The 23,161-nt window shown below is 52.4% G+C and carries 24 protein-coding genes; 21 read left to right on the top strand and 3 right to left on the bottom strand.

Annotation, left to right across the window (positions count from 1 at the left end):
- Positions 1 to 37: 37 nt before the first annotated feature.
- Positions 38 to 997, bottom strand: coding sequence for a FecR family protein (locus U868_RS0114215; protein WP_025153869.1), 960 nt, complete (start codon positions 995 to 997; stop codon positions 38 to 40).
- Positions 994 to 1,536, bottom strand: a complete 543-nt coding sequence (locus tag U868_RS0114210; RefSeq protein WP_025153868.1) for an RNA polymerase sigma factor — start codon at positions 1,534 to 1,536, stop codon at positions 994 to 996. The genes U868_RS0114215 and U868_RS0114210 overlap by 4 nt, the downstream gene beginning before the upstream one ends.
- A gap of 191 nt (positions 1,537 to 1,727) precedes the next feature.
- Here U868_RS0114210 and U868_RS0114205 point away from each other — a divergent pair, with 191 nt between their 5' ends.
- The 18 genes from U868_RS0114205 to U868_RS0114120 all read left to right on the top strand — a co-directional run bounded on the left by U868_RS0114205 (position 1,728) and on the right by U868_RS0114120 (position 18,353).
- The gene (locus U868_RS0114205; RefSeq protein ID WP_025153867.1) at positions 1,728 to 2,504 is read left to right on the top strand and encodes an energy transducer TonB family protein; all 777 of its coding nucleotides are present in this window, start codon (positions 1,728 to 1,730) and stop codon (positions 2,502 to 2,504) included.
- A 669-nt stretch (positions 2,505 to 3,173) separates the two neighbouring features.
- Complete coding sequence (locus tag U868_RS0114200; RefSeq protein ID WP_025153866.1) at positions 3,174 to 4,769, top strand: ABC transporter substrate-binding protein; 1,596 nt, start codon at positions 3,174 to 3,176, stop codon at positions 4,767 to 4,769.
- Positions 4,769 to 5,737 carry an ABC transporter permease gene (locus tag U868_RS0114195; RefSeq protein ID WP_025153865.1) on the top strand — a complete coding sequence of 323 codons (969 nt, stop codon included), beginning with the start codon at positions 4,769 to 4,771 and terminating at the stop codon, positions 5,735 to 5,737. Before U868_RS0114200 ends, U868_RS0114195 begins: the two co-directional genes overlap by 1 nt.
- Positions 5,734 to 6,540, top strand: a complete 807-nt coding sequence (locus U868_RS0114190; RefSeq protein ID WP_025153864.1) for an ABC transporter permease — start codon at positions 5,734 to 5,736, stop codon at positions 6,538 to 6,540. Before U868_RS0114195 ends, U868_RS0114190 begins: the two co-directional genes overlap by 4 nt.
- Positions 6,540 to 7,328 carry an ATP-binding cassette domain-containing protein gene (locus U868_RS0114185; protein ID WP_025153863.1) on the top strand — a complete coding sequence of 263 codons (789 nt, stop codon included), beginning with the start codon at positions 6,540 to 6,542 and terminating at the stop codon, positions 7,326 to 7,328. Before U868_RS0114190 ends, U868_RS0114185 begins: the two co-directional genes overlap by 1 nt.
- A 399-nt stretch (positions 7,329 to 7,727) precedes the next feature.
- Positions 7,728 to 8,030, top strand: coding sequence for an urease subunit gamma (locus U868_RS0114180; protein ID WP_025153862.1), 303 nt, complete (start codon positions 7,728 to 7,730; stop codon positions 8,028 to 8,030).
- Positions 8,031 to 8,059: 29 nt separating this feature from the next.
- The gene (locus U868_RS0114175; RefSeq protein WP_025153861.1) at positions 8,060 to 8,482 is read left to right on the top strand and encodes an urease subunit beta; all 423 of its coding nucleotides are present in this window, start codon (positions 8,060 to 8,062) and stop codon (positions 8,480 to 8,482) included.
- A 67-nt stretch (positions 8,483 to 8,549) separates the two neighbouring features.
- Positions 8,550 to 10,268 carry an urease subunit alpha gene (locus tag U868_RS0114170; RefSeq protein WP_025153860.1) on the top strand — a complete coding sequence of 573 codons (1,719 nt, stop codon included), beginning with the start codon at positions 8,550 to 8,552 and terminating at the stop codon, positions 10,266 to 10,268.
- 87 nt (positions 10,269 to 10,355) lie between these two features.
- Entirely contained in the window at positions 10,356 to 11,039 is a 684-nt protein-coding gene (ureE, locus tag U868_RS0114165) for an urease accessory protein UreE (protein ID WP_025153859.1), read from the top strand.
- A 24-nt stretch (positions 11,040 to 11,063) separates the two neighbouring features.
- Positions 11,064 to 11,750, top strand: coding sequence for an urease accessory protein UreF (locus tag U868_RS0114160; RefSeq protein WP_004237086.1), 687 nt, complete (start codon positions 11,064 to 11,066; stop codon positions 11,748 to 11,750).
- Positions 11,751 to 11,783: 33 nt separating this feature from the next.
- Positions 11,784 to 12,419 (top strand): urease accessory protein UreG, encoded by a 636-nt coding sequence (gene ureG / locus U868_RS0114155; protein ID WP_004237089.1) that lies wholly within the window; start codon positions 11,784 to 11,786, stop codon positions 12,417 to 12,419.
- Positions 12,416 to 13,381 carry an urease accessory protein UreD gene (locus U868_RS0114150; protein WP_025153858.1) on the top strand — a complete coding sequence of 322 codons (966 nt, stop codon included), beginning with the start codon at positions 12,416 to 12,418 and terminating at the stop codon, positions 13,379 to 13,381. The genes ureG and U868_RS0114150 overlap by 4 nt, the downstream gene beginning before the upstream one ends.
- Positions 13,382 to 13,474: 93 nt before the next feature.
- Positions 13,475 to 14,467, top strand: coding sequence for an urea transporter (yut, locus tag U868_RS0114145; protein ID WP_025153857.1), 993 nt, complete (start codon positions 13,475 to 13,477; stop codon positions 14,465 to 14,467).
- A gap of 12 nt (positions 14,468 to 14,479) precedes the next feature.
- On the top strand, positions 14,480 to 15,646 hold the full coding sequence (locus U868_RS0114140; protein ID WP_025153856.1) for an NAD-binding protein: 1,167 nt from the start codon (positions 14,480 to 14,482) through the stop codon (positions 15,644 to 15,646).
- 12 nt (positions 15,647 to 15,658) lie between these two features.
- Entirely contained in the window at positions 15,659 to 16,741 is a 1,083-nt protein-coding gene (locus U868_RS0114135) for an FUSC family protein (RefSeq protein ID WP_025153855.1), read from the top strand.
- 40 nt (positions 16,742 to 16,781) lie between these two features.
- Positions 16,782 to 17,165: a fluoride efflux transporter CrcB gene (gene crcB / locus U868_RS0114130; protein ID WP_025153854.1), complete on the top strand. Its 384-nt coding sequence runs from the start codon at positions 16,782 to 16,784 to the stop codon at positions 17,163 to 17,165.
- A gap of 173 nt (positions 17,166 to 17,338) precedes the next feature.
- Positions 17,339 to 17,776, top strand: coding sequence for a hypothetical protein (locus tag U868_RS0114125; protein ID WP_025153853.1), 438 nt, complete (start codon positions 17,339 to 17,341; stop codon positions 17,774 to 17,776).
- 4 nt (positions 17,777 to 17,780) lie between these two features.
- Positions 17,781 to 18,353 (top strand): hypothetical protein, encoded by a 573-nt coding sequence (locus U868_RS0114120; protein WP_025153852.1) that lies wholly within the window; start codon positions 17,781 to 17,783, stop codon positions 18,351 to 18,353.
- 149 nt (positions 18,354 to 18,502) lie between these two features.
- On the opposite strand, the gene U868_RS0114115 is transcribed toward U868_RS0114120, so the two are convergent.
- Positions 18,503 to 19,171: a YtjB family periplasmic protein gene (locus U868_RS0114115; protein WP_025153851.1), complete on the bottom strand. Its 669-nt coding sequence runs from the start codon at positions 19,169 to 19,171 to the stop codon at positions 18,503 to 18,505.
- A 101-nt stretch (positions 19,172 to 19,272) separates the two neighbouring features.
- On the opposite strand from U868_RS0114115, the gene serB reads away from it, so the two are divergent.
- From serB to nadR, 3 genes are read left to right on the top strand one after another with little or no spacing between them, the layout of a single operon-like run.
- Positions 19,273 to 20,250, top strand: coding sequence for a phosphoserine phosphatase (serB, locus tag U868_RS0114110; RefSeq protein WP_025153850.1), 978 nt, complete (start codon positions 19,273 to 19,275; stop codon positions 20,248 to 20,250).
- A gap of 25 nt (positions 20,251 to 20,275) precedes the next feature.
- Entirely contained in the window at positions 20,276 to 21,664 is a 1,389-nt protein-coding gene (gene radA / locus U868_RS0114105) for a DNA repair protein RadA (protein WP_025153849.1), read from the top strand.
- A gap of 12 nt (positions 21,665 to 21,676) precedes the next feature.
- Positions 21,677 to 22,939, top strand: coding sequence for a multifunctional transcriptional regulator/nicotinamide-nucleotide adenylyltransferase/ribosylnicotinamide kinase NadR (nadR, locus tag U868_RS0114100; protein WP_025153848.1), 1,263 nt, complete (start codon positions 21,677 to 21,679; stop codon positions 22,937 to 22,939).
- Positions 22,940 to 23,161 lie beyond the last annotated feature (222 nt).

Genomic DNA, 23,161 nt, shown 5'->3' with positions numbered 1-23,161 from the left:
GAGAACTATCCTCACCTGATAATTATTCTTTTTTTCATTAATTTTTATTTTTCTTCACAATCAACAGGCTGCCGTCATGCAGTTCTGTGACCTCAACCGGTAACAGCAGCGGCAGTGCGGTGAAAAAGGCATCGGTTTCGGAAAGGGTGACCCGGCCGGAGACGGTCAGATCCGCCGCATTGGCGGCAAGTGAGACGGGGCGGTTGCCGTATGGTGCGAGGCGGGTAATAACATCACGCAGCGGTGTATCGGTGAGGGTGATTTGTCCGTTGCGCCACTCCCCGGCCTGTTCCGGCGGGATGTGGCTGAGCAGCAGAGCCGCTCCCGGCGCCGGGCTGACGGCTTTATCCCCGGCACGCAGATACACCGGTTTTTCATCCGGCGCATCCCGCAGGGCGACAATCCCGTTTGCCACCGAGACCGCCACTTCCGTTCCCCGGCGGCTGACATCAAATTCCGTGCCGACAACGGTTATCTCTCTGCCGTCCGCGCGGATAACAAACGGCCGCCACGGGTTGGATTTCACCTGAAAAAAGGCGGTACCGCGCACGAGAGTGATGCGGCGGTGTGTCTGTTCATAGGCAATATCCGCTTCGCTGTCACGGCTGAGAAAAATACGGCTGCCGTCCGGCAGGATCATGGATTTGCTCTCTGCGGCGGTGGCGAGTGTCAGGTTATCCATCAGCAGGGCGGGTAACTGACTGTAGGGCAGAAACAGCATCACCAGGATAAACAGCCCGGCGAGGGTATGGCGCAGCGGACGCAGAAGCGGAAAAGCCCGTACGGGTACGGTCTCCGTGATTTCCGGGCGCGGCAGAGCCGACATCTCCTGCCACAGCAGCGCCATATCATCAAACGCCTGCCGGTTTTCCGGGCAGGCCGCCAGCCATGTCTGTAATTCCCGCTGCTGCTGTGCCGTCATGCTCTGGCTGTGCCAGCGCGTAAACCATAATGCGGCGGCGTCTTCCCGTTCGTCCTGCTCCCGCCGGTCTGTCATTCCCCGTCCTTCTGTTCTGCGGCATTCATGGCGCGTTTACATTGCAGCAGGGCACGGGCGATATGCTTTTCCACCATACTGACAGAAATATCCATCCGTTCTGCAATGTCACTTTGCGAAAGTCCGTCAAACCGGTAAAGCACAAAGGCTTCCCGCTGACGGGGCGGCAGTGCATTCAGCACGTGATACAGCCTGTCCAGGCGCTGCCGGTGTTCGAGCTGTACCTGAGGATCGGCTTCCTCCTGTGCCACGTCCGCCGCCGGTGAATCATCCCACTCACTGACACGGTCACGTCCCTTCCGCCGGCTGTGGCGCCAGTGATCGGTCAGCACATTATTGGCGATCTTAAACAGGAACGCGCGGGTTTCCTGCACAGATGTCTCGTTGCCGCCTTTGAGCCAGCGGGCAAACACATCCTGCGACAAATCCCGAGCATCCTGACTGTTGCCCAGCCGCTTATGGAAGAAGCGGACAAGCTGATGGTAGGTTGAGTGATAAGCGCCGGCGATAAGCCTGCTTACCGATTTTTCAGTCGTCATTTTTCTGGTGTGTGCCGAAGTCATCGTAATTGAAGGAGTCATTACGCATTGCTTAGAAAAATCCAAAAAATCTCATTGTTGTTATTTGAATTATTATTTAATAATAAAAAGAAATATCATTTGCGTTATCATTATGCCTGTAATTTTACAAATTGAAATACGTGAATAACGATTAAAAAGTGAGTTGAGTGATGTTGAATATGGCTGCGGCCTGTTGTCAGAACAGGCGATATTCAGTCTGCGGCACGGCTGCCAGTGTGGGTGCTCACGCGCTGCTGCTGGCATTGTTTCTGGGCTGGCTGAGCTTTTCAGCGGATGAGCCTAAAGGTATGCTGCCCCCGGCGTTTGTGCTGACAGCGGGCGTTTATCAGCTGGAAAGTGCACCGCCGGAAAAAGCGGAAGGCGTCAGACAGGTGATGTCACAACCGGCACCACAGCCGGTGGCTGAGCCGGAGCGGGAATCTGCTGTCGATAAACTGGCGGTTTCTGATCAGGGCACCTGGACGCGGAAAGCGGAGAAACCAAAGAAAAAAGCGGAACAAAAGCCGCTGACGGAAATCAAAATGCCGGAAACGGATAACCCGTCCCCGGTACTGGCAGAAAGCACTTCTGCGCCGCATCAGGGCGACAGTTCCGCGAGCCGCGCGGATTTTACCAGTCATGCACCGCAGCCGGTCAGCGGCAGCACCGGCTGGGAAAGCGCAGTACATTCGCACCTGGCGAAATACAAACGTTATCCGCGTGCGCTGCTGCGTTATAAGTCCACCGGTGTTTCTCATGTGAAAGTAACACTGAACATGCAGGGAAATGTCATCTCTGCGGAGCTGGTCAATTCATCCGGCACAAAATTGCTTGATAAAGAAGCACTTGCCACCGTGCAACGGGCATCCCCTTTTCCGCTGCCGCCAAAGGAACGCGGCAGAAACGGCCATATTGAGATAGTCACCCCCATCGGTTTTTACCTGTAACCAGCAGACAATTCCCGAAATTTCATTTTTATTACCAGGAATTGTCTGTATTTTCCGTGTTTTTATTTCTTATGTGATCTTTTCCCTGTTCAATATTTCGGTTTTTATATGGGTTTTCTTAATTTATCTGAATGAGTTTCAGCCACTCATATTGTAACAGGCACAGTAAAGCCTGTTCAGACCTGGATAAAATGCTGTTATGACGTATGCCGATATTATTTTCAAAATGAAAATAGTTAATTTAATTAACCTATTTTGCTGCGGGAAATTCAACCGTCATTCTCAAAAAGAGTGTGCTACACTGCAAAAAAAGGGGCAGCGGTGGTGCTGATAATACTCCCCCGGAGCTCATGTGTAATAAGTATAATATCTTGGTAAATCATCAATTTTGGTCTGTTTATGGGTAATGTGTTACAAAATATTTCATTTGTGAATTATCAGAGAAACATGAAATAGCGTTATTATTCAGCAGCAATATTGAATAAAAGAATTTAATATATGAGAAATCCGATTTTTACCACGATTCATTAGTATGCATCATTTCCGGACGTGATTTTAGTGGCATAAACTCTGTTTTCTTTGGTAGATTAATTTTTACAGGTGATTTTTCGTAATACCGGATTAACTTAAAATTAAATAATGAAAATTTTAGTTAGGTAAGGATGAATAATGACTAAAAAGTCAGTTTTTGCAAGAACACTCGTCTCTCTGCTGTTAGGTACAGCAATCAGTGCTTCAGCGCTGGCTGCGGCAGAAAATACCGGTCATACATTGCGGCTGGCCATCGGTGCAGAACCGACAGAAGGGTTTGACCCGATGCTCGGCTGGAGCCACGGCAGTTATCTGTTACTGCACAGCCCGCTGCTCAAACAAAAGGCCGATCTTTCCTGGCACAGCTATCTGCTGGACAGCTACGACCATAATGCCGACGGCAAAGAGTGGACACTGAAGCTGAAAAAAGACCTGAAATTCTCAGACGGCTCCCCGCTGACCGCCAAAGATGTGGCGTTCACTTATAACAATGCCGCCGCCGGCGGCGGCAAAATCGATATGGGTAACTTTGCCAAAGCGGAGGAAATTGACCCGCTGACAGTGAAAATCACCCTGTCCGAACCACAGAGTACCTTTATCAACGTGCTCGGCTCTCTCGGGATTGTGTCCGCTGATAAATACGATGCCAGACAGTATGCCCAAAAACCGGTGGGTGCCGGGCCGTATCGTCTGGTGGCTTTCCAGCCGGGACAGCAGCTGATTGTTGAGGCTAACCCGTATTATGCCGGGCCGAAAAATGACTTTAACAAGCTGGTGTTTGTCTTCCTGGATGAAGATTCTGCCTTTGCTGCCGCACAGAGCCGTCAGCTTGAGGTTGTCCGCATTCCGCCGGTGATCGCTGCGACTGCCGGTGATGTCAAAGGAATGAAACTGGTGGAGCGTGCCAGCGTGGAAAACCGCGGTATTGTCTTCCCGATTCCGAAAGCCGGTGAAAAAGACGCACAGGGTTATCCGATCGGTAACGATATCACTGCCGATATCGCCATCCGTAAAGCCATCAACTACGCGATTGACCGCAAACTGCTGTCTGAACAGGTGATGGAAGGGTACGCCGTACCGGCCTTTACCGGTGTTCACGGGCTGCCGTGGAACAATCCGGAAGCCGCCTTTAAAGATGGTGATGCGGAAAAAGCCAAACAGATTCTGGAAGAAGCCGGCTGGAAACTGAATAAAGACGGGCTGCGTGAGAAAGACGGCAAAGTCGCCAGACTGACGCTGTGGTACACCAGCGGGGATACCACCCGCCGTGACCTGGCACAGGCTATCCGCGCCTTCCTGAAACCCATCGGCATTGAACTGGATTTACAGTCCGGCAGCTGGGAAACCGTCGAGCGCCATATGCACGCCAACCCGACCCTGTTCGGCTGGGGCAGTCTGGATCCGATGGAGTTAGTCCATCACTACAGCAGCAAAGCAGCGGGTGTGGAATTCTACAACCCGGGCTATTACAAAAATCCGCAGGTGGATGCCATCCTTGAGAAAGCCATGAGTGCGCCGGATCAGGAAGCGGCTATTCCTGTCTGGCAGCAGGTGGACTGGAACGGCAAAACCGGTACCGGGATTAAAGGGGATGCCGCCTGGGCGTGGCTGCTGAATGTGCAGCATACCTATGTGGTGAGTGATTGTGTTGATTTGGGCAAGGGTGCACCGGAGATCCACGGATCATGGTCACTGCTCAACAGTGTGGATGACTGGGCCTGGACCTGTAAATAATGCGCAGTGCCCTGTTCCTTTTCGTGCGGTTTGTTTGTTTGCTGACGGTCACGGCGGCGGGGGTGTTTATCCTCCTCAGTTATTCGCCGATAGACCCGATCAGAGCCTATATCGGAAATGATCTGCTGCATGTACCGCCGGAGCAATATCCGGCGATTGCAGCCCGCTGGGGACTGGATCAGCCGCTGTGGCAGCGGTTCTGGATTTGGTTCTCACAGATGCTGCGGGGCGACCTCGGTTACTCCATGCTGTATAACGCGCCGGTGTCAGAGGTGATTTCGGCACGGCTCGGGCCGTCACTGGCACTGCTTATCAGCGCCTGGCTGCTCTCGGGTATTGCCGGGCTGCTGCTGGGGCTGGTGGCCGGGCGTTACCTGAACCGCTGGCCGGACAAAATGATTTCGGCGCTGTCGTATCTGCTGGCTTCGATACCGACATTCTGGATAGGGTTGCTGCTGTTGTCGCTGTTTGCGGTCACCCTGAACTGGGCACCAATCTGTTGTGCCTGGCCGATGGGCGAGGATGCGGATACAGCAACCTTCGGGCAGAAAATTCATCACCTGATTCTGCCGGTGCTGGCGCTGGGCTTACTCGGTGTCGGTAATATTGCCCTGCACACACGGGCAAAAGTGGCGGAAGTGATGGGGACCGAATTTATCCGTTATGCGAAAGCGCAGGGGGATAAAGGCTGGCCGATGATTAAATTTCATGTGCTGCGTCACGCCATTACCCCGGCACTCTGTTTACAGTTTGCCTCTGTGGGGGAACTGCTGAGCGGTTCGCTGCTGGCGGAGAAAGTGTTCGCCTATCCGGGACTGGGACAGGCGACGATAGACGCGGGGCTGCGGGGGGATATCCCGCTGCTGATGGGCATTGTAATGTTTTGCGCGATCCTGATTTTTATCGGTAACAGCACGGCGGATATTTTACTGCGCCGCGTGAATCAGGGAGTGATCCGCGAATCATGACGCATAACCCGAACCGCGCGCTGTTAAAACTGACGGGCACATTACTGATGCTGATCCTGCTGGGCGTGTATGCCATCTGGATCACACACACTGATATTGATATGGATTTCCTGGCGCGGCGGCAGGCACCGTCTGTCGCGCACTGGTTCGGCACTGACAGCCTGGGGCGTGATCTGTGGGATCGTACCTTTCAGGGGATGGCAACCAGTCTGCAGATCGGGCTGATTTCCGCCCTGACCAGCGGGCTGGTGGCGCTGACGATGGCCGGGTTATCAACAATTAACAAAGGGACAGATTATCTGGTGCGCGGGGTGATTGATGCACTGCTGGCACTGCCGCACCTGCTGCTGCTGATTTTAATCTGTTTCACTCTGGGCGGCGGAAAATCCGGCGTGATCTGGGCGGTAGCGCTGACACACTGGCCGAAACTGACGCTGATCCTGCGCTCAGAAATTTTGCGGGTACGGGAAACGGATTATGTGATGCTGGCGCAGCGTATGGGAAATTCACGGTTGTATTGCTGGCGTCATCATTATCTGCCAATGTTATTACCGCAGTGGATTGTCGGCACACTGCTGATGTTCCCGCATTCGGTACTGCACAGTGCGGCGCTCAGTTTTCTGGGCTTCGGGCTTGCGCCGCATGAGGCATCACTGGGGATCCTGCTGTCAGATGCACTGCGCTATCTCAGTACCGGTGCCTGGTGGCTGGCATTTTTCCCGGGACTGGTGCTGGTCGGACTGGTGTTACTGTTTGATCAGTTTGCGAAAGCCTTACAACAGCTCTGGCTGAGGATCGCATAATGCTGAAATTTGACCGGCTTGCCATTGATGTCGCGCAGTTCAGCTGGCTGCGGAAAAAACGCTGGCAGCCGCTGCTGACAGATATTTCCCTGGCGGTTCAGCCCGGTGAGCTGGTGGCGCTGGTCGGCAGCAGCGGGGAAGGCAAAAGTCTGCTGCTGCAGAGTGCGCTGGGGCTGCTGCCGGACAATATGCGCTGCCGGGGCGCTATTTCGCTGGCGGGGGAAACCCTGACGGAAGAGAGTAAGCAGCTGCACCGCGGCAACACCCTGTGTTATGTGCCGCAGGGGGTGAGCGCGCTCAATCCGCTGGTGCGGGTCGGCCCGCAGCTGGAACGCGCAGCCACGCTCAGCGGCATGCATGTGAAGATGCACGATGTGGCGCGTCAGCTGCAACGTTATAACCTCCGGCCTGAGCTGACGGGCGCCTTTCCGAACCGGCTCTCAGGCGGGATGGCCAAACGGGTGCTGACCTGTGGCGCGACCCTGACCGGGGCGCAGTATATTCTGGCGGATGAAATTACCTCCTGGCTGGATGATGAACACGCAGGGCAGATACTCGCACACCTGAAAGTGCTGTGTGCGGACGGGCGCGGTGTATTGTGGGTCACGCATGATCTGGCAATGGCAGCCCGCTTTGCTGACCGGATTGCGGTGTTGCGTCACGGGGTTTTACAGGAAACACTGACATCGCAGGCGTTACTGAACGGGAAAGGCAGCCCGTGGCTGCAGTCACTGTGGGATGCATTGCCGGAGCACCGCTTTTTGTCCGGGCAGAATAAACTCAGATGATAATCCGTTTTATTTAGTCTTTATCTGAGTATTTATTATTTATTTACTGAAAATCAGTATGGTGATTGATTTTATATTTAAACACAGTAGCAGATATTAATTCATCTATATGCGGTAACGGAAACACTGCATAGTCATCAAGGGATCTGAACATCGTTTTCTTATTCAGGAGAACAGCGGTGAATGATTTATTTTTTTATGGCTGATTAACAGCTTACATTTTTCACACTTTAGTATTTCCGGGTGTGCGCCTGCGCATGTCCGGCGGTCAGTGGCGGATTGTGTCTGCATTCAGCGGATGCGCCACTGAAATAAAAACTGAAATCACGGTGACCCGGAAACCGAAAATTCCCGGATTGCTGTCTGATGACTCTGGTTTCATTCAATTGTGGAGGCGTTATGCAATTAACCCCGAGAGAAGTTGAAAAGCTGATGATATACACCCTGGCGGATGTCGCACAGCGACGCCGTGACAGAGGGGTAAAACTGAACTACCCGGAAGCGGTCGCGATTATCACGGTAACAGCACTGGAAGGCGCCCGTGACGGCAAAACAGTGGAAGATGTGATGAAAGAAGCCGCTACTGTGCTGACCAAAGCCGATGTGATGGAAGGGGTGGATGATTTAATCCCGAATGTGCAGGTTGAGGCGATTTTCACAGACGGCAGCCGTCTGGTGACGGTTCATAACCCAATCAAATAAACGTACAGCAAAAAGGTGAGGTTCTGATTATGAGCAATACAAAACAACCCACGCCGTTAGGCGGAGTCATTTTTGCGGATACCCCGATTGAATTTAATGCCGGTAAGCCGGAAACCAAAATTAAAGTCCGTAATACCGGGGATCGCCCGATTCAGATCGGTTCGCATTTTCACTTTTTTGAAGTGAACCATGCCCTGGAATTCGATCGTGAAGCGGCTTACGGCAAACGCCTGAATATTTCATCCACGACTGCCATCCGTTTTGAGCCGGGCGATGAAACTGAAGTTTCTCTTATTCCTTACGGCGGCAAACAGACAGTGTACGGGTTTAACAACCTGGTGGACGGCTGGGCCGGTAATAATGTGGCCATCAGCGAACGTCCGGCAAAAGCGATTGCCCTGAACGAGGCAATTGCCCGCGGTTTCAGCCATAAAGCAGAAGCGAATAAGTAATTCTCCGTCCTGACACGATTTTCCGGCAGTGATGCACAGGCATCCTGAACGAAATAAGGAACACGTTATGCCACAGATTTCCAGACAAGAATATTGCGGCCTGTTCGGGCCGACCACCGGAGACAAAATCCGTCTTGGTGATACTGATCTCTATATCGAAATTGAAAAAGACTTACGCGGTTACGGTGAAGAATCTGTTTACGGCGGCGGGAAATCCCTCCGTGACGGGATGGGTGCGAACAACACACTGACCAGCGATAACGGTGTGCTCGACCTGGTGATCACCAACGTTACTATCGTCGATGCCAAATTAGGCGTTATCAAAGCGGACGTGGGTGTGAAGGACGGTAAAATCGTCGGTATCGGTAAGAGCGGTAACCCGAATCTCCAGGACGGTATCACCCCGGGAATGGTTGCCGGGGTATCGACTGATGCTATCTCCGGTGAGCATCTGATCCTGACAGCGGCGGGTATTGATACCCATATTCACCTGATTTCACCACAGCAGGCTTATGCGGCGCTGTCCAACGGTGTCACCACCTTCTTCGGCGGTGGTATCGGGCCGACAGACGGCACCAACGGGACAACCGTTACCGCCGGTCCGTGGAACATCCGCGCGATGCTGCGTTCACTGGAAGGTTTACCGGTTAACGTCGGTATGCTCGGGAAAGGTAACTCTTTTGCCCGCGATCCGCTGGTTGAACAGATCATTGCCGGTGTTGCCGGTCTGAAAGTCCACGAAGACTGGGGTGCAACTTCCAACGCCATCCGTCATGCCCTGCGTGTGGCAGATGACTATGATATCCAGGTTGCGGTACACACTGACAGTCTGAACGAAGGCGGGTATGTGGAAGATACCATCGAAGCCTTTGAAGGCCGTACTATCCATACTTACCACACCGAAGGTGCGGGCGGTGGTCATGCGCCGGACATCATCAAAGTGGTCAGCCAGCCGAACGTGCTGCCGAGCTCCACCAACCCGACCCTGCCGTACGGCATCAACAGCCAGGCAGAACTGTTCGACATGATCATGGTATGTCACAACCTGAACCCGAATGTGCCGGCTGACGTTTCCTTCGCGGAAAGCCGTGTGCGTCCGGAAACCATCGCAGCGGAAAACGTGCTGCATGATATGGGTGCAATCTCCATGTTCTCCAGTGACTCCCAGGCGATGGGTCGTGTCGGTGAGAACTGGCTGCGTGTGATCCAGACCGCTAACGCCATGAAAGCGGCGCGCGGCAAACTGCCGGAAGATGCGGCGGGTAACGATAACTTCCGTGTTCTGCGTTACGTGGCAAAAATCACCATTAACCCGGCGATTGCCCAGGGTATCAGCCATGTTCTCGGCTCAGTCGAAGTCGGCAAAATGGCTGACCTGGTTCTGTGGGATCCGCGTTTCTTCGGCGCGAAACCAAAACTGGTTATCAAAGGCGGCATGATCAACTGGGCAGCGATGGGTGACCCTAACGCTTCCCTGCCGACACCGCAGCCGGTCTTCTATCGTCCGATGTTTGGTGCGATGGGTAAAACCCTGCAGGATACCTGTGTGACTTTCGTGTCTCAGGCAGCACTGGAAGATGGTGTGAAAGAGAAAGCCGGTCTGGAGCGCGAAGTTGTCGCGGTGCAGGGCATGCGCACCACCACCAAACGCGACCTGGTCCGTAACGGCGAAACCCCGGATATCGAAGTGGATCCGGAAACCTTCGCGGTGAAAGTTAACGGGGAACACGCGACCTGCCAGCCAATCTCGGTAGCGGCAATGAACCAGCGTTATTTCTTTGGTTAACAGAATCCGGGGCTGAAAGGTCCCGGGTTAACTGACTTCCCCGGCGGGTGTTGTTCAGCCCGCCGGGCATAACAAAAAGGTAATTCCATGATCCTCATTGAGCACATTCTCGGCAACGTCAGAAAAGATCAGGCGTGGGCTGATAAAGCGAACGACATGACGGTGGATATGCTGATCCTCGATCAGCGGGAAGCCCAGAAAAGCCGCTGCCGTAAACACACCCAAAACGGGCTGGATATCGGGATCGCGCTGGATCGCAACGTGCTGTTGTCTGACGGAGATGTGATCCACACCGATGATGCCGCTAATACCATGGTTGTCGTCCAGATCGATCTGCGTGATGTCATGGTTGTTGATCTCAAACGTCTTCAGGGCAGCACGCCGGAAGAGCAGATCCGCATCAGTTTTGAACTGGGTCATGCGCTCGGTAACCAGCACTGGAAAGCCGTTATCAAAGAAAACAAGGTGTATGTCCCGCTGACCGTCAGTGAAAAAGTGATGGAATCGGTGATGCGCACTCACGGCTTCGGCAATGATACGTTTGCTTTCGTCAAAGGCGAAACCATTCTGCCGATCCTGACCAACTCAGAATCCCGTCTGCTGTTCGGCGGCGCGGAAGAGACAGATACTCACGTGCATGTGGCACATAACCACGGGCACTCACATTCACATGGCCACGATCACGGGCACAGCCATGACCATGACCACAGTCACGACCACGGTCACAGTCATGATCATCACCACGATCACGACCATGATCACAAACACTGACAGACCGGAACGGGAGAACGTGTGATGAAAGCGGCTGATCTTATCCGGATCATGCAGTTTGGTGATTCGGCACTTCCCGTCGGCGCCTTTACTTTCTCAAACGGTGTGGAATCGGCGATTCAGACGGGCGTGGTACATGATGCCGAAACCCTGAAAGGCTTTGTCCGCACCGCACTGAAGCAGGCGGCGAGCGGTGACGGTATTGCCGTTGTCGCGGCACACCGCGCAGTACTTGCCGGTGACAATGATGCCATTCTGCGGGTCGACCGGGCGGTGAATAACCGTAAACTGAATGAAGAAGCCCGCCTGATGGCGACACGGATGGGGAAAAAACTGGCGGAAATTTCCGTTCATATTTTTGACGATCCGCTCGTGGCCTGGTGGCTGGCACAAATTAAAAGCGGGGACACCCCGGGCACCCAGCCTGTCACTCAGGCTATTGTGATGGCGGTACAGGGTATCGGCGAGCGTGAAGTCGTGGTTATGCATCAGTACGGGATCGCAATGACGATCCTCAGCGCCGCCATGCGCCTGATGCGGATCACGCACTTTGAAACACAGCACATTTTATTTGAACTGAACAACGACATTGAAACCTTCTGCGATATCGCAGCCTGCGGCGACATTGAACAGATGTCTTCCTATGTGCCGGTGATCGACGTCCTTGCGGCAGTTCATACCAAATCTTTTGTCCGCCTGTTTATGAACTGACCGGCGGCTGACTTATTTTCCGGGAGTATACTGATGAAAAAAATGACACGGATCGGCATCGGCGGCCCTGTTGGCTCAGGCAAAACAGCGATCATTGAAGTGATCACTCCGATCCTGATTGAGCGCGGGATCAAGCCGTTAATCATCACCAATGACATCGTGACCACCGAAGATGCAAAACAGGTCAAACGTACCCTGAAAGGGATCCTCGACGAAGAGAAAATCCTCGGTGTTGAAACCGGTGCCTGCCCGCACACTGCTGTGCGCGAAGACCCGAGCATGAACATTGCTGCCGTGGAAGATATGGAAGAGCGCTTCCCGGACAGCGATGTCATCATGATCGAAAGCGGCGGCGATAACCTGACGCTGACTTTCAGCCCGGCGCTTGCTGACTTCTATATCTACGTCATCGATGTGGCGGAAGGGGAAAAAATCCCGCGTAAAAACGGTCCGGGCCTGGTGCAGGCGGATATCCTGGTGATCAACAAAATCGACCTCGCACCGTATGTCGGTGCCAGCCTGGAAGTCATGGAAAGTGACACCAAAGTGGTGCGCGGCAACCGTCCGTATGTCATGACCAACTGCAAAACCGGCGAAGGCGTGGTGGAGCTGGTGGATATGATCATGGATAAATTCCTGTTCACCCACCAGGCGGGAGCAAAAGCATGACACAACTGAGGGCTGAGATCGCGGGGACGCCGACACGTCTCCGGGCTCATCTCTTAGGGGAAAAGGCGCCGGAAATGGCGCCTTACCAGGATGAGCCAAAACAGATGCAAAGTGGTGCCATCGGGAAAAGCGGCTATCTGAAACTGCGGTTTGCCAAACGGGAATACCGCAGTGAAATGGTGGAAATGGAGCGCCGTGTGCCCTCTCTGGTGCAGCGCGCGCTGTACTGGGATGAAATGATGCCGCAGATGCCGTGTGTCACTATGATTTCCACCTCCGGCTGCCTGTTACAGGGCGACCGCCAGGCACTGGATTTGATTGTGGAAGAAGGGGCGTGCGCCCATGTCACCACACAGTCCGCCACCAAAATCCACATGATGGAGGCGAACTACGCCACGCAGTACCAGAATGTGGTGGTGGAAGCAGGCGGTTATCTGGAGTTTATGCCGGATCCGATTATCCCGCACCGTAATGCCCGTTTTTTAACGGACACACAGATAACGATTGATCCGACGGCCACGATGATCTATTCCGAGATCCTGATGTCGGGACGGAAATATCACCATCCGGATGAACAGTTCGGATTTGATATTTTTTCATCAAAGATCAGGGCGGAAGATAATGAGGGGAAAGAATTATTTGTTGAAAAATACATTCTGGAACCGAAAAAAGAAGCCCTGAATGTGGTCGGCGTGATGGGGGGATTTGATGTCTTCGGTAATGTGATTTTACTGACACCGAAAGAGCATCATGCCCGTATCCTGGAGCGCCTGGAAGCCCGTTATGACACGGATGAAGAGGTTGCATTCGGGGCAACGCAGTTGCCGAACGAATGTGGTCTGGTCTTCAAAGTGCTGGGAATCGACAGCCCGAAAACCAAAGAAGCTGTCCGTTATTTCTGGCAAATCGCCCGGGAAGAAATCCTCGGCATCACATTGCAAAAACCGTTCCTGTGGCGCTGATGCGCTGCAGGATAACACCGGTGGTTACTCAGGGGACTGGTTATTATCAGCATAATCAGTCCCTTTATCCGGTTTACCTTCAGGGGAAAGACGATGGCAACTTCAACAGTCAGTCAGAACGGCTGGAATAAACTGGCCGGATCCAATCCTGTCATACACTTTATTGATATCACACTGCGCGGCTGTGCACAGGTGATGTTTCAGAACAACCCGCTGACCGGGCTGTTCTTTTTCGCCGCTATTTTTATTGGTGCATACAGTGAAGGCATTCCGGCAGTCGGCTGGGGCTGTCTGCTCGGTACCGTGGTATCCACGCTGACCGCGTATGTCAGCAAAATGGATGTCACCTCACTGCGTGCCGGGCTGTACGGTTATAACGGCTGTCTGGTCGGTGTGGCGCTGCCGACCTTTCTGAATAACACACCGTTTATGTGGGCGGCCATTGTGCTCGGCAGTATCGTGGCGGTGATCGCCACCATTTCACTGACCGATTTCCTGAAAAACTGGAAAGTGGCGGCGCTGACCGCGCCTTTCGTGCTGGTGACCTGGACTATCCTGCTGGCCAGCTACAGTTTCTTCGGCATCAAGGGCGTCAGCCTGCCGGGACCGGCACTGCCGGATCAGTATGTGGCACCGATCGCAGGGATCCCGTATTCCGATCTGATCCCGGATATTTTCCGCGGTGTGTCAGAGGTCTTCCTGCTGAGCAGTATCACGGTGGGCATTCTGTTTGTGATCGGTCTGGCGGTCAGCTCGGTGTGGGCGGCGGTCTTTGCGGTGCTCGGCTCACTGCTGGCTTTTGGGGTGGCATCTTTCCTGAAAGCGGATTTCGGCAGTGTGCATACCGGACTGTATTCCTTCAGCGCCGTGTTAACCGCAATCGCGCTGGGCTCCACATTTAACAAACCGAGCTTCAAAGTGCTGGTGTATACCGTTGTGGGTGTGATTTTCACGGTGTTTGTCCAGGGCGCGCTGGATGTGGTGGTATCGCCGTTCGGCATTCCGACACTGACCATGCCGTTCGTTCTGGCTTCCTGGCTGTTCCTGGTACCGAATCAGGACATCATGCCGGAACACCGTCAGTAAAAGGGGAGAAATATGCAGACTAATCTGCTGAAAACCGGGTTACATGAATTACTGAGTCTGCGGGTGATCCTGTCGGTACTGCTGTTTATTGACGGGGTGATGATCCTGTCGCCGGTGCTGTTTTCCTATACCGGGGATATTGCCTGGCAGGACGGCGGTTTCACTGCGTGGTTACAGTCGCTCGGGTTTATCAAACTGCTGGATATTCCCCGCTTTATGCTGGGGTTACTGCTGGCACTGCTGGCGTTGCTGATGCTGACCGGCGCACGTATCGCCTGGCTGTTCTCCCTGTTTATCCTGCTCACGATGGTGCTGATGGATCTGGGGCTGGCCCGGGAATACTCGCTGCAGGGGCTGTTCTCGCTGGCGCTGCTGATTGCGGCCGGCTGTCTGTGGCGGCAGTTCCCGCATCACAGCCTGACCAGTGCCGGGGTGGTGGCGGTCAGCAGTATTATCCTGCTGGTGGTGTATTCCGTCTTCGGCACCCTGTATCTCGGTAATGAGTTCCAGCCGCATGTCACCGATATCTCAGCGGCGTTCTATTTTGCCCTGGTCTGTATGACCACAGTCGGCTTCGGGGATATCATCCCGATCAGTGTGGAAGCACGGATGTTTACCCTGACGGTGGTGGTGTTCGGTATCACGATTTTCACCACATCCATTGTGTACATTGTGGGTGTCGTCCTGCGCGGCACACGCGAGATTGTCAAAAAGAGGTTGTTACACATGAAAGAGCATTATGTTGTTATCGGCGCGAATCCGCTGGCGGTCAGTATTTATAAGGGACTGAAAAAACGCGGTTTGCAGGTGGTGGTGATCTGTTCTGATGAGGACAAAGCACACTTCCCTGACGGCACCGTGACCGTTGCCGGTGACAGTGCCGATGCTGTAACCCTGAATGAAGCCAATGTCAAAGATGCCCGCTGTGTGATGGCTATCAGTGATAATGACGCGGATAACACCTTTGCGCTGCTGGCGGTGAAACAGCTGGCCGGTGAAGGCGTGAAAACCGTGACCGTGGTGAATCAGGAAGAGAACCGCGACAAAATGCGCCTGCTGCATGCGGATATGACCTTCTCCCTGTCACAACTCGGCAGTGAAGTGCTGATGAAAATGCTGTGCGGCGAGAACATCAATAACAGCGTCATGGCTGACATCTTATTAGCCAAAGCGCCATAAGCAGGGCCGGTTGTGAAGCATAAAGAAAAAAAAATAAATCTGAGCCACGGGATCACCCGGGCTCAGTCATTCTTTTATTCCCGGTTTAAACAGCTGCACGGCATCCGCATTGCACTGGCATTCACACTGACGTTTATGGTGTTCCGGGAATTACACAGCGATAAGCTCGATTACATTATCATGACACTTATCTCTATCCTGATGCCGATGCCGTACTGGGGAAATGTGCTGATCCGCTCGATGCAGCGCACCCTCGGCACCGTTATCGGCTCGCTGATAGGGATGCTGCTGCTGTACACGGAAACCCACTCTTTCCCGCTGATGCTGGCGCTGGCGACGATTGCGATGTTTGTCTGCGGTCTGATCGCGCTGGGTAAAAACATGTATGTCGGGATGCTGATCGGGATGACCATCAGTATCGTTGCCACCGCACCGGTCGGGGATATGGACTCCGCGCTTATCCGTTCGGCGCAGACCGTGGGCGGCTCGATTCTGGCACTGGTGTTCTCGGCTATTCTGCCGCTGAAAGGATTTGTGTTCTGGCGGATGAACATCAGCACCATTCTGCGCGATATTGCCAGATTATATGATGAGCACATCATGAAACTGAGCAGTACCGACCCGGAGCGGTGGGATAATCAGCTGAAAGACACATTATCCACACTGCTGACCTGCAATACCTACATTGCACCGGCTGTCAAAGAGACTCATGTTCCGGCTGCCACCTTTACGGCCATCCACGGGCGCATCCGGCGGCTGGTGGCGATTCTGGAACTGCTGACCGATACCTTCAGTAAAAACTACTTCGCTCATGCGCTGAACACCGAGAACCCGTACATTGTTCAGCTGCAGAAAAGTAACAGTGAGATCATGAAACTGCTCTCTGATATCTTTGTGCAGGGGAAAGACGATGACACCATGAATAAGCTCCAGGCACTGCGTGCCAGCACACATGAGCTGCATCAGAAGATCAATGCACAGCCGGAAAGTAACTCGGCGGATGCCATGATGGTCGGGATGAGTGTGGAAGTGATCAAACTGCTGGATGAAGTGTGCGGGCTTGTTCAGGTTGACATTTTAAAGAAATGCGCATAAACACAGAAACATTGAAACAAACATGAAGTAAGGTTTTTCTATGTTAAATGTGATCCTCAGCATTTCCGCAGGATCAGTGCTCGGCGGCCTCGGCCGCTGGGTGTTGAGTAATAAATTCAACCCGGTGCTGGCAATGATGCCGCTGGGGACGTATCTCGCCAATATTATTGCCGGTTATATTATCGGGCTGGCGGTGGCGTTTTTCTCTTCTCACCCGACACTCCCTGCAGAATGGCGGCTGTTTATTGTCACCGGGTTCTGCGGCGCGTTATCGACGTTCTCGACCTTTTCACTCGAGATTGTGCAGGCATTTCAGGCCGGGCGTATCCACCACGGTATGGCAGAGATCACCCTGCATGTACTCAGCTCCCTGCTGATGACCTGGCTCGGCCTGCTGACCTGGCAGGTATTGCAGCACCGGTAAAAGAAATATTTAAAGATAAGGGGTGGCCGGGAGAGATTTTCCGGCCTTTAATCTCACCTCTGCTATTAATACGATAATTATTTTAGTTTAGGATAAATCACCCTGTTAATGATTTTAATTTATATTTATAATTTTATTATGGTCTATTTCTATGTCATTAATAAGGATTTTATATGGCTATTAAAAGATTTTATTTCTCTCAGCTTGCTGACTTAAGAATAGAAGGTGTTGGTATTCATGCCAGTTACGGAATCACACTAATAGTCAATGAAGAAGATAATAATAGCGGAAAGAGAATAAGAGTGTCAGCATTAGGTAAAAGTAATGCGGCGAAAGCAGCAGGTTCCGGTAAAATATTATTCTGGTGTGTAATAACAAATAATTTAAATCATAATAAGTATATTCTGGAAATGAAAAAAGGTGAATCATGGGCAATGGGTGTAGATGATATACCTATTGGTAGTGTTGACTTTGATTTCATAAAATCAGCGATAACACCGGAACTAACAGTTGAATTTGGTTACGTCTATGACGCAGGGTATGCCGGTAATGTCGTTCCTTTCCCAAGAAGTTCAACAAAAACGATAAAATTAAATAAATTTAAATGGTGACAATATGATTTTGATAAAATCAAAATGGATAATTCTGGTATTCTCATTATTTATATTATCAATGAATATAAATAAATCATTGGCAAATGAAAGTGATAATAATGGTGTGAAAGTTGCATCTGATTTAATCATGAAGTTAACATTTGCAGATAGCATCGATAAAAAGAATGAAATTTTAAATGAAATAAAAAAAATAAAAGAAGAGAATAAAACAGATATGAATGTGGCTAACATTTATATCAGTGGGCTGGTCGGTGAAAAACAATATGATCTCGCATTATCAGAAATAAATGAAATTAGTAATGATGATAAAGAAGGTCGGTTTTTTTTGTTAAAGTGCATGTTAATGGACAGGCTGGAAAAAAAAGAAGTGGCTGACTGTTATACATCATATATAGAAACCAAAAACAAAAAGAAAGAAAAAGATATTGATTATATAATGGCTCTGTATTTATCGGGGAGTCCGAAGTATCAAACGGAAAAAGAAGAGTATATAAAAAACAGTAAGTTTGCAGATGATCTTCAACCATTGGATACAAAAAGTAAAAGAGACGTTTTATCAGAACTATTCCCGTAAAGATCTGTACTGGCGGGATTATCGTGGTTTAATTATTCCGGACGATATTTTATTTTTCGGATTTCGCAGACTCAGTGAGTACGCCGGATACTAGCGTACTCACTGAACAATCATATCTTTCCGGGCCTTCACGCCCGCTTTTGGGGAAATTATTCCCCTTTTTCTTTCTCTTCTGTTTTCTTCCCCGGCTTCTCATCTTCATTTTTCAGATTGGCGGTCAGCAGATACAGGGATTGCTGCCAGCGGCTCGGGGTCAGCTGCAGCAGGTTATTGGCGAGCACAAAGCCGATACCGAGGGCGAGAAGTAACATCACCCGCAGCAGATTGGTGGTGTTATCCACCTGGGTGGATTCTGTGGCCAGCCGGTGGGTATCAATGGTCAGGCGCAGAAAGCCTTTCGGGACTTTTTTCCCGGGAATGGCGGCGACAATCTGATGATTAAAATAACTGCCGGCTTTTTGCCCGTCCAGTGCCAGCCGGTCGCGGACCGTGATACTCTCGCCGCTGCCGGCTATCTGTACCCCGTCATCCTGATATACTGTGGCATCGAGAATGCGGCTGTTGGTGGTCAGCTGCGCTAAATTTGCCGTAATTTGTTTCTTATTGAGCACTTTCCCGTTATCGTCTATAGCATCGGAAAGGTTAAACGCCACCTGTTGTGCCAGCGAATAGGCCAGTTCATTAAACTGATCCATTGACGACTGCTGGTGGACGCGGCTGAAATAAGAGACACCCTGTAACAGACACACCATCAGGGCGAGACAAATCAGAATAATGGCTGTTTTATGCAGCCGGAATGTTAACTTCGTTTTGGCCATTGTTTATCCGTTTTTCCGTTGTCGCCACCATATTGCCAGAAGCGGAAATTTTTATCTGCTACCATCATGAATATTATCAGGGATTATAGGAGTATCTGTTGATGTCGACGAGTCTGACCTACTGTTATTTGCCGAATGAAATCCATAAGTGGCCGGGCCTTCCTCTTTCCCTGAGCGGTGATGAAGTGATGCCGCTGGATTACCGGGCGGGTGACAGCGGCTGGCTGCTGTACGGGCGCGGGCTGGATAAGGCGCGGATCAGCGATTTCCAGCACCGGCTGGGGGCGGCAATTGTGGTGGTCTCGTCATGGCGGATTGATGACTATCAGGTGGTGCGGATCGCAGGCAGCCTGACCGGTCGCATCAAACGGGTGGCGGATGAGTTTCAGATGGATGTGGTGCCGCTGGGGAACATTCCGAAATTGCGCTCTCCCGGATTATTGATGATGGATATGGATTCCACCGCAATCCAAATCGAATGTATCGATGAAATCGCCCGGCTGGCGGGTGTCGGTGATGAAGTTGCGGAAGTGACAGAAAGAGCGATGCAGGGCGAGCTGGATTTCAGCGAAAGCCTGAAAGCGCGTGTCGGCCTGCTGGCCGGGGCGGATGCCGCCATTTTACAGCAGGTGCTGGATACGCTGCCGCTGATGCCGGGGCTGACCAGCCTGGTGCGCAAACTCCAGGCGATGGACTGGCATGTCGCGATTGCCTCCGGCGGATTTACTTTCTACGCCAATTATTTAAAAGATTCTCTGCGCCTGATTGCCGTCTATGCCAATCAGCTGGAAATCAAAGACGGCAAACTGACCGGTAAAGTCAAGGGCCCGGTGGTGGATGCCAAATACAAAGCGCAGGCGCTGGTGAAACTGGCGGAATTTCTCAATATTCCTTTAGAGCAGACCGTGGCGATCGGTGATGGTGCCAATGACCTGAAAATGCTGAAAAAAGCCGGCCTCGGTATCGCATTTCACGCCAAACCGAAAGTGTATGCGCGGGCAAAAGTGGCTATCCGCCACGCCGACCTGATGGGGGTGATGTGCACCCTCAGCGGTGGTCTGAAACACGAAGAACGTTAATTTATCAGTTATTACGGGGTCACGAGTGGCAAAACCAGCAAAACGCGCCTTTGTCTGTAACGAGTGCGGGGCGGATTATCCCCGCTGGCAGGGGCAGTGTACCGCGTGTCAGGCGTGGAATACCATCACGGAAGTCCGGCTGGCTTCTGTTTCATCTTCGGCGGCGCGCAGTGACCGTCTCAGCGGTTATGCCGGACAGAGCGGTGTCAGCAAAGTACAGAAACTGTCGGAAATCAGTCTTGAGGAACTGCCGCGTTTCTCTACCGGTTTCAAAGAATTTGACCGCGTGCTGGGCGGCGGCGTGGTACCGGGCAGCGCTATTCTGATCGGCGGTAACCCGGGTGCCGGGAAAAGTACCCTGCTGTTACAGACCATGTGCCAGCTCGCCGCGCAGATGAAAACACTGTATGTCACGGGGGAGGAATCCTTGCAGCAGGTAGCGATGCGGGCCCACCGCCTCGGGCTGCCGATGGATAACCTCAATATGCTGTCGGAAACGGCGATTGAGCAGATTTGCCTGATCGCAGAGCAGGAACAGCCGAAGCTGATGGTGATTGACTCCATCCAGGTGATGCACATGGCGGATATTCAGTCTTCGCCGGGCAGTGTGGCACAGGTGCGCGAAACCGCCGCCTATCTGACCCGCTTTGCCAAAACCCGGGGTGTGGCGATCATTATGGTCGGCCACGTCACCAAAGACGGCTCTCTGGCGGGGCCGAAAGTACTTGAACACTGTATTGACTGCTCGGTCATGCTCGACGGCGAGGCCGATTCCCGTTTCCGTACACTGCGCAGCCATAAAAACCGCTTTGGTGCGGTGAATGAGCTGGGCGTGTTTGCGATGACGGAGCAGGGGCTGCGCGAGGTGAGCAACCCGTCCGCCATTTTCCTGAGCCGCGGGGATGAAATCACGTCCGGCAGTTCGGTGATGGTGGTCTGGGAAGGCACACGTCCGCTGCTGGTGGAAATCCAGGCGCTGGTGGATCATTCGATGATGTCGAACCCGCGCCGGGTGGCGGTCGGGCTGGAGCAAAACCGGCTGGCTATCCTCCTGGCGGTACTGCATCGTCACGGCGGACTGCAGATGTCGGATCAGGATGTATTCGTCAACGTGGTCGGCGGGGTGAAAGTCACCGAAACCAGTGCGGATCTGGCGCTGCTGCTCTCGCTGGTTTCCAGTTTCCGTGACCGGCCGATCCCGCGTGATGTGGTGATCTTCGGCGAAGTCGGGCTGGCGGGAGAGATCCGTCCGGTGCCGAGCGGCCAGGAGCGGATCTCGGAAGCGGCCAAACACGGTTTTAAACGGGCGATTGTGCCGAATGCCAACCGCCCGAAAAATCCGCCGCCGGGTATGCAGGTGTTCGGGGTGAAAAAACTGTCAGATGCCCTGTCTGTACTGGATGAACTGGAATAAGTGAGGCAGAGAATGACCGATTTTTCCTATCTGAAACAAGCCATTAAGCAGGCAGGTGTCACACTCCAGCAACTGGCGGATCAGTGCGGGGTGACCAAAGGGTATCTCAGCCAGCTGATCAACAACAAAATCAAAAGCCCCGGCGGTCAGAAGCTGGCCGGGCTGCACAGTGCGCTGGGGCTGGATTACCCGCTGAAGCAAAAAATTACCGGGGTGGTATTCGGGAAATTTTATCCGCTGCACACCGGCCATATTTATCTGATCCAGCGGGCGTGCAGCCAGGTGGATGAGCTGCATGTGATCCTCTGTCACGATGAACCGCGTGATAAGGCGCTGTTTATCAACAGTTCGATGTCTCAGCAGCCGACTGTCAGTGATCGCCTGCGCTGGCTTCTGCAAACCTTTAAATATCAGAAAAATATCCGCATTCACTCATTTGATGAGCATGCTTATGATCCGTATCCGCACGGCTGGGAACACTGGAGTCAGGGCGTGTGCCAGTTTATGCGGGAAAAAGGGATCTCACCGGATTTTATCTATTCAGGCGAAAAAGCGGATGTGCCGCGCTACCGTGAATCGTTCGGCATTGAAACGGTGCTTATCGACCCGGAGCGTACCTTTATGAATATCAGCGGACGGCAGATCCGTCAGGCACCGTTCCGCTACTGGGACTACATTCCGACCGAGGTTAAACCGTTCTTTGTGCGGACGGTGGCGGTGCTCGGCGGGGAGTCCAGCGGCAAATCCACACTCGTCAATAAACTGGCGAATATGTTCAATACCACCAGCGCCTGGGAATACGGACGCGATTATGTGTTTTCCCACCTGGGCGGTGATGAAATGGCACTGCAATATTCCGACTATGACAAAATCGCACTGGGGCATGCTCAGTATATTGATTTTGCAGTGAAATATGCCAATAAAGTTGCCTTTGTGGATACCGATTTTGTCACGACCCAGGCTTTCTGCAAACGGTATGAGGGTAAAGAGCATCCGTTTGTGCAGGCGCTGATTGCGGAATACCGCTTTGACCTGGTGATCCTGCTGGAAAATAATACACCGTGGGTGGCAGACGGACTGCGCAGCCTCGGCAGTGACAATGACCGCAAAGCGTTTCAGGATCTGCTGATCGATATGCTGCGGGAAAACGGCATTAAGTTTGTCCATGTGACATCGGCGGATTACGACACCCGTTTTCTCGAGTGTGTCGGCCTGGTTCAGCGTCTGCTGATGCTGGATGCCCCTGAAATTCGTGACGGGGATCAGCAAAAATAAAGAATGTTGTGAGAATCGGAAAATAATCGGGTAATTCCGTGAGAAATTATTTTTCTCTTCTATACTGAAAGAACAAGGACAATACACAGCGTCCGGCAGAATTCAGGGCAACAAAGGGAGGAACGATGAAGAGTAAAGGATCCCTTTACTGATGGTGTTAACTGATTGATAGTTTGTCAGTTTTAAGTGTTATAAAAGCGGTAAATATGAAGTGGTAAGTCA

Origin of the sequence: Morganella morganii H1r (assembly GCF_000633515.1) — a bacterium.
Classification (GTDB): domain Bacteria; phylum Pseudomonadota; class Gammaproteobacteria; order Enterobacterales; family Enterobacteriaceae; genus Morganella; species Morganella morganii_B.
The sequence above is the reverse complement of the archived record's forward strand: the minus strand, read 5'-3'. Positions and strand labels throughout refer to the sequence as shown.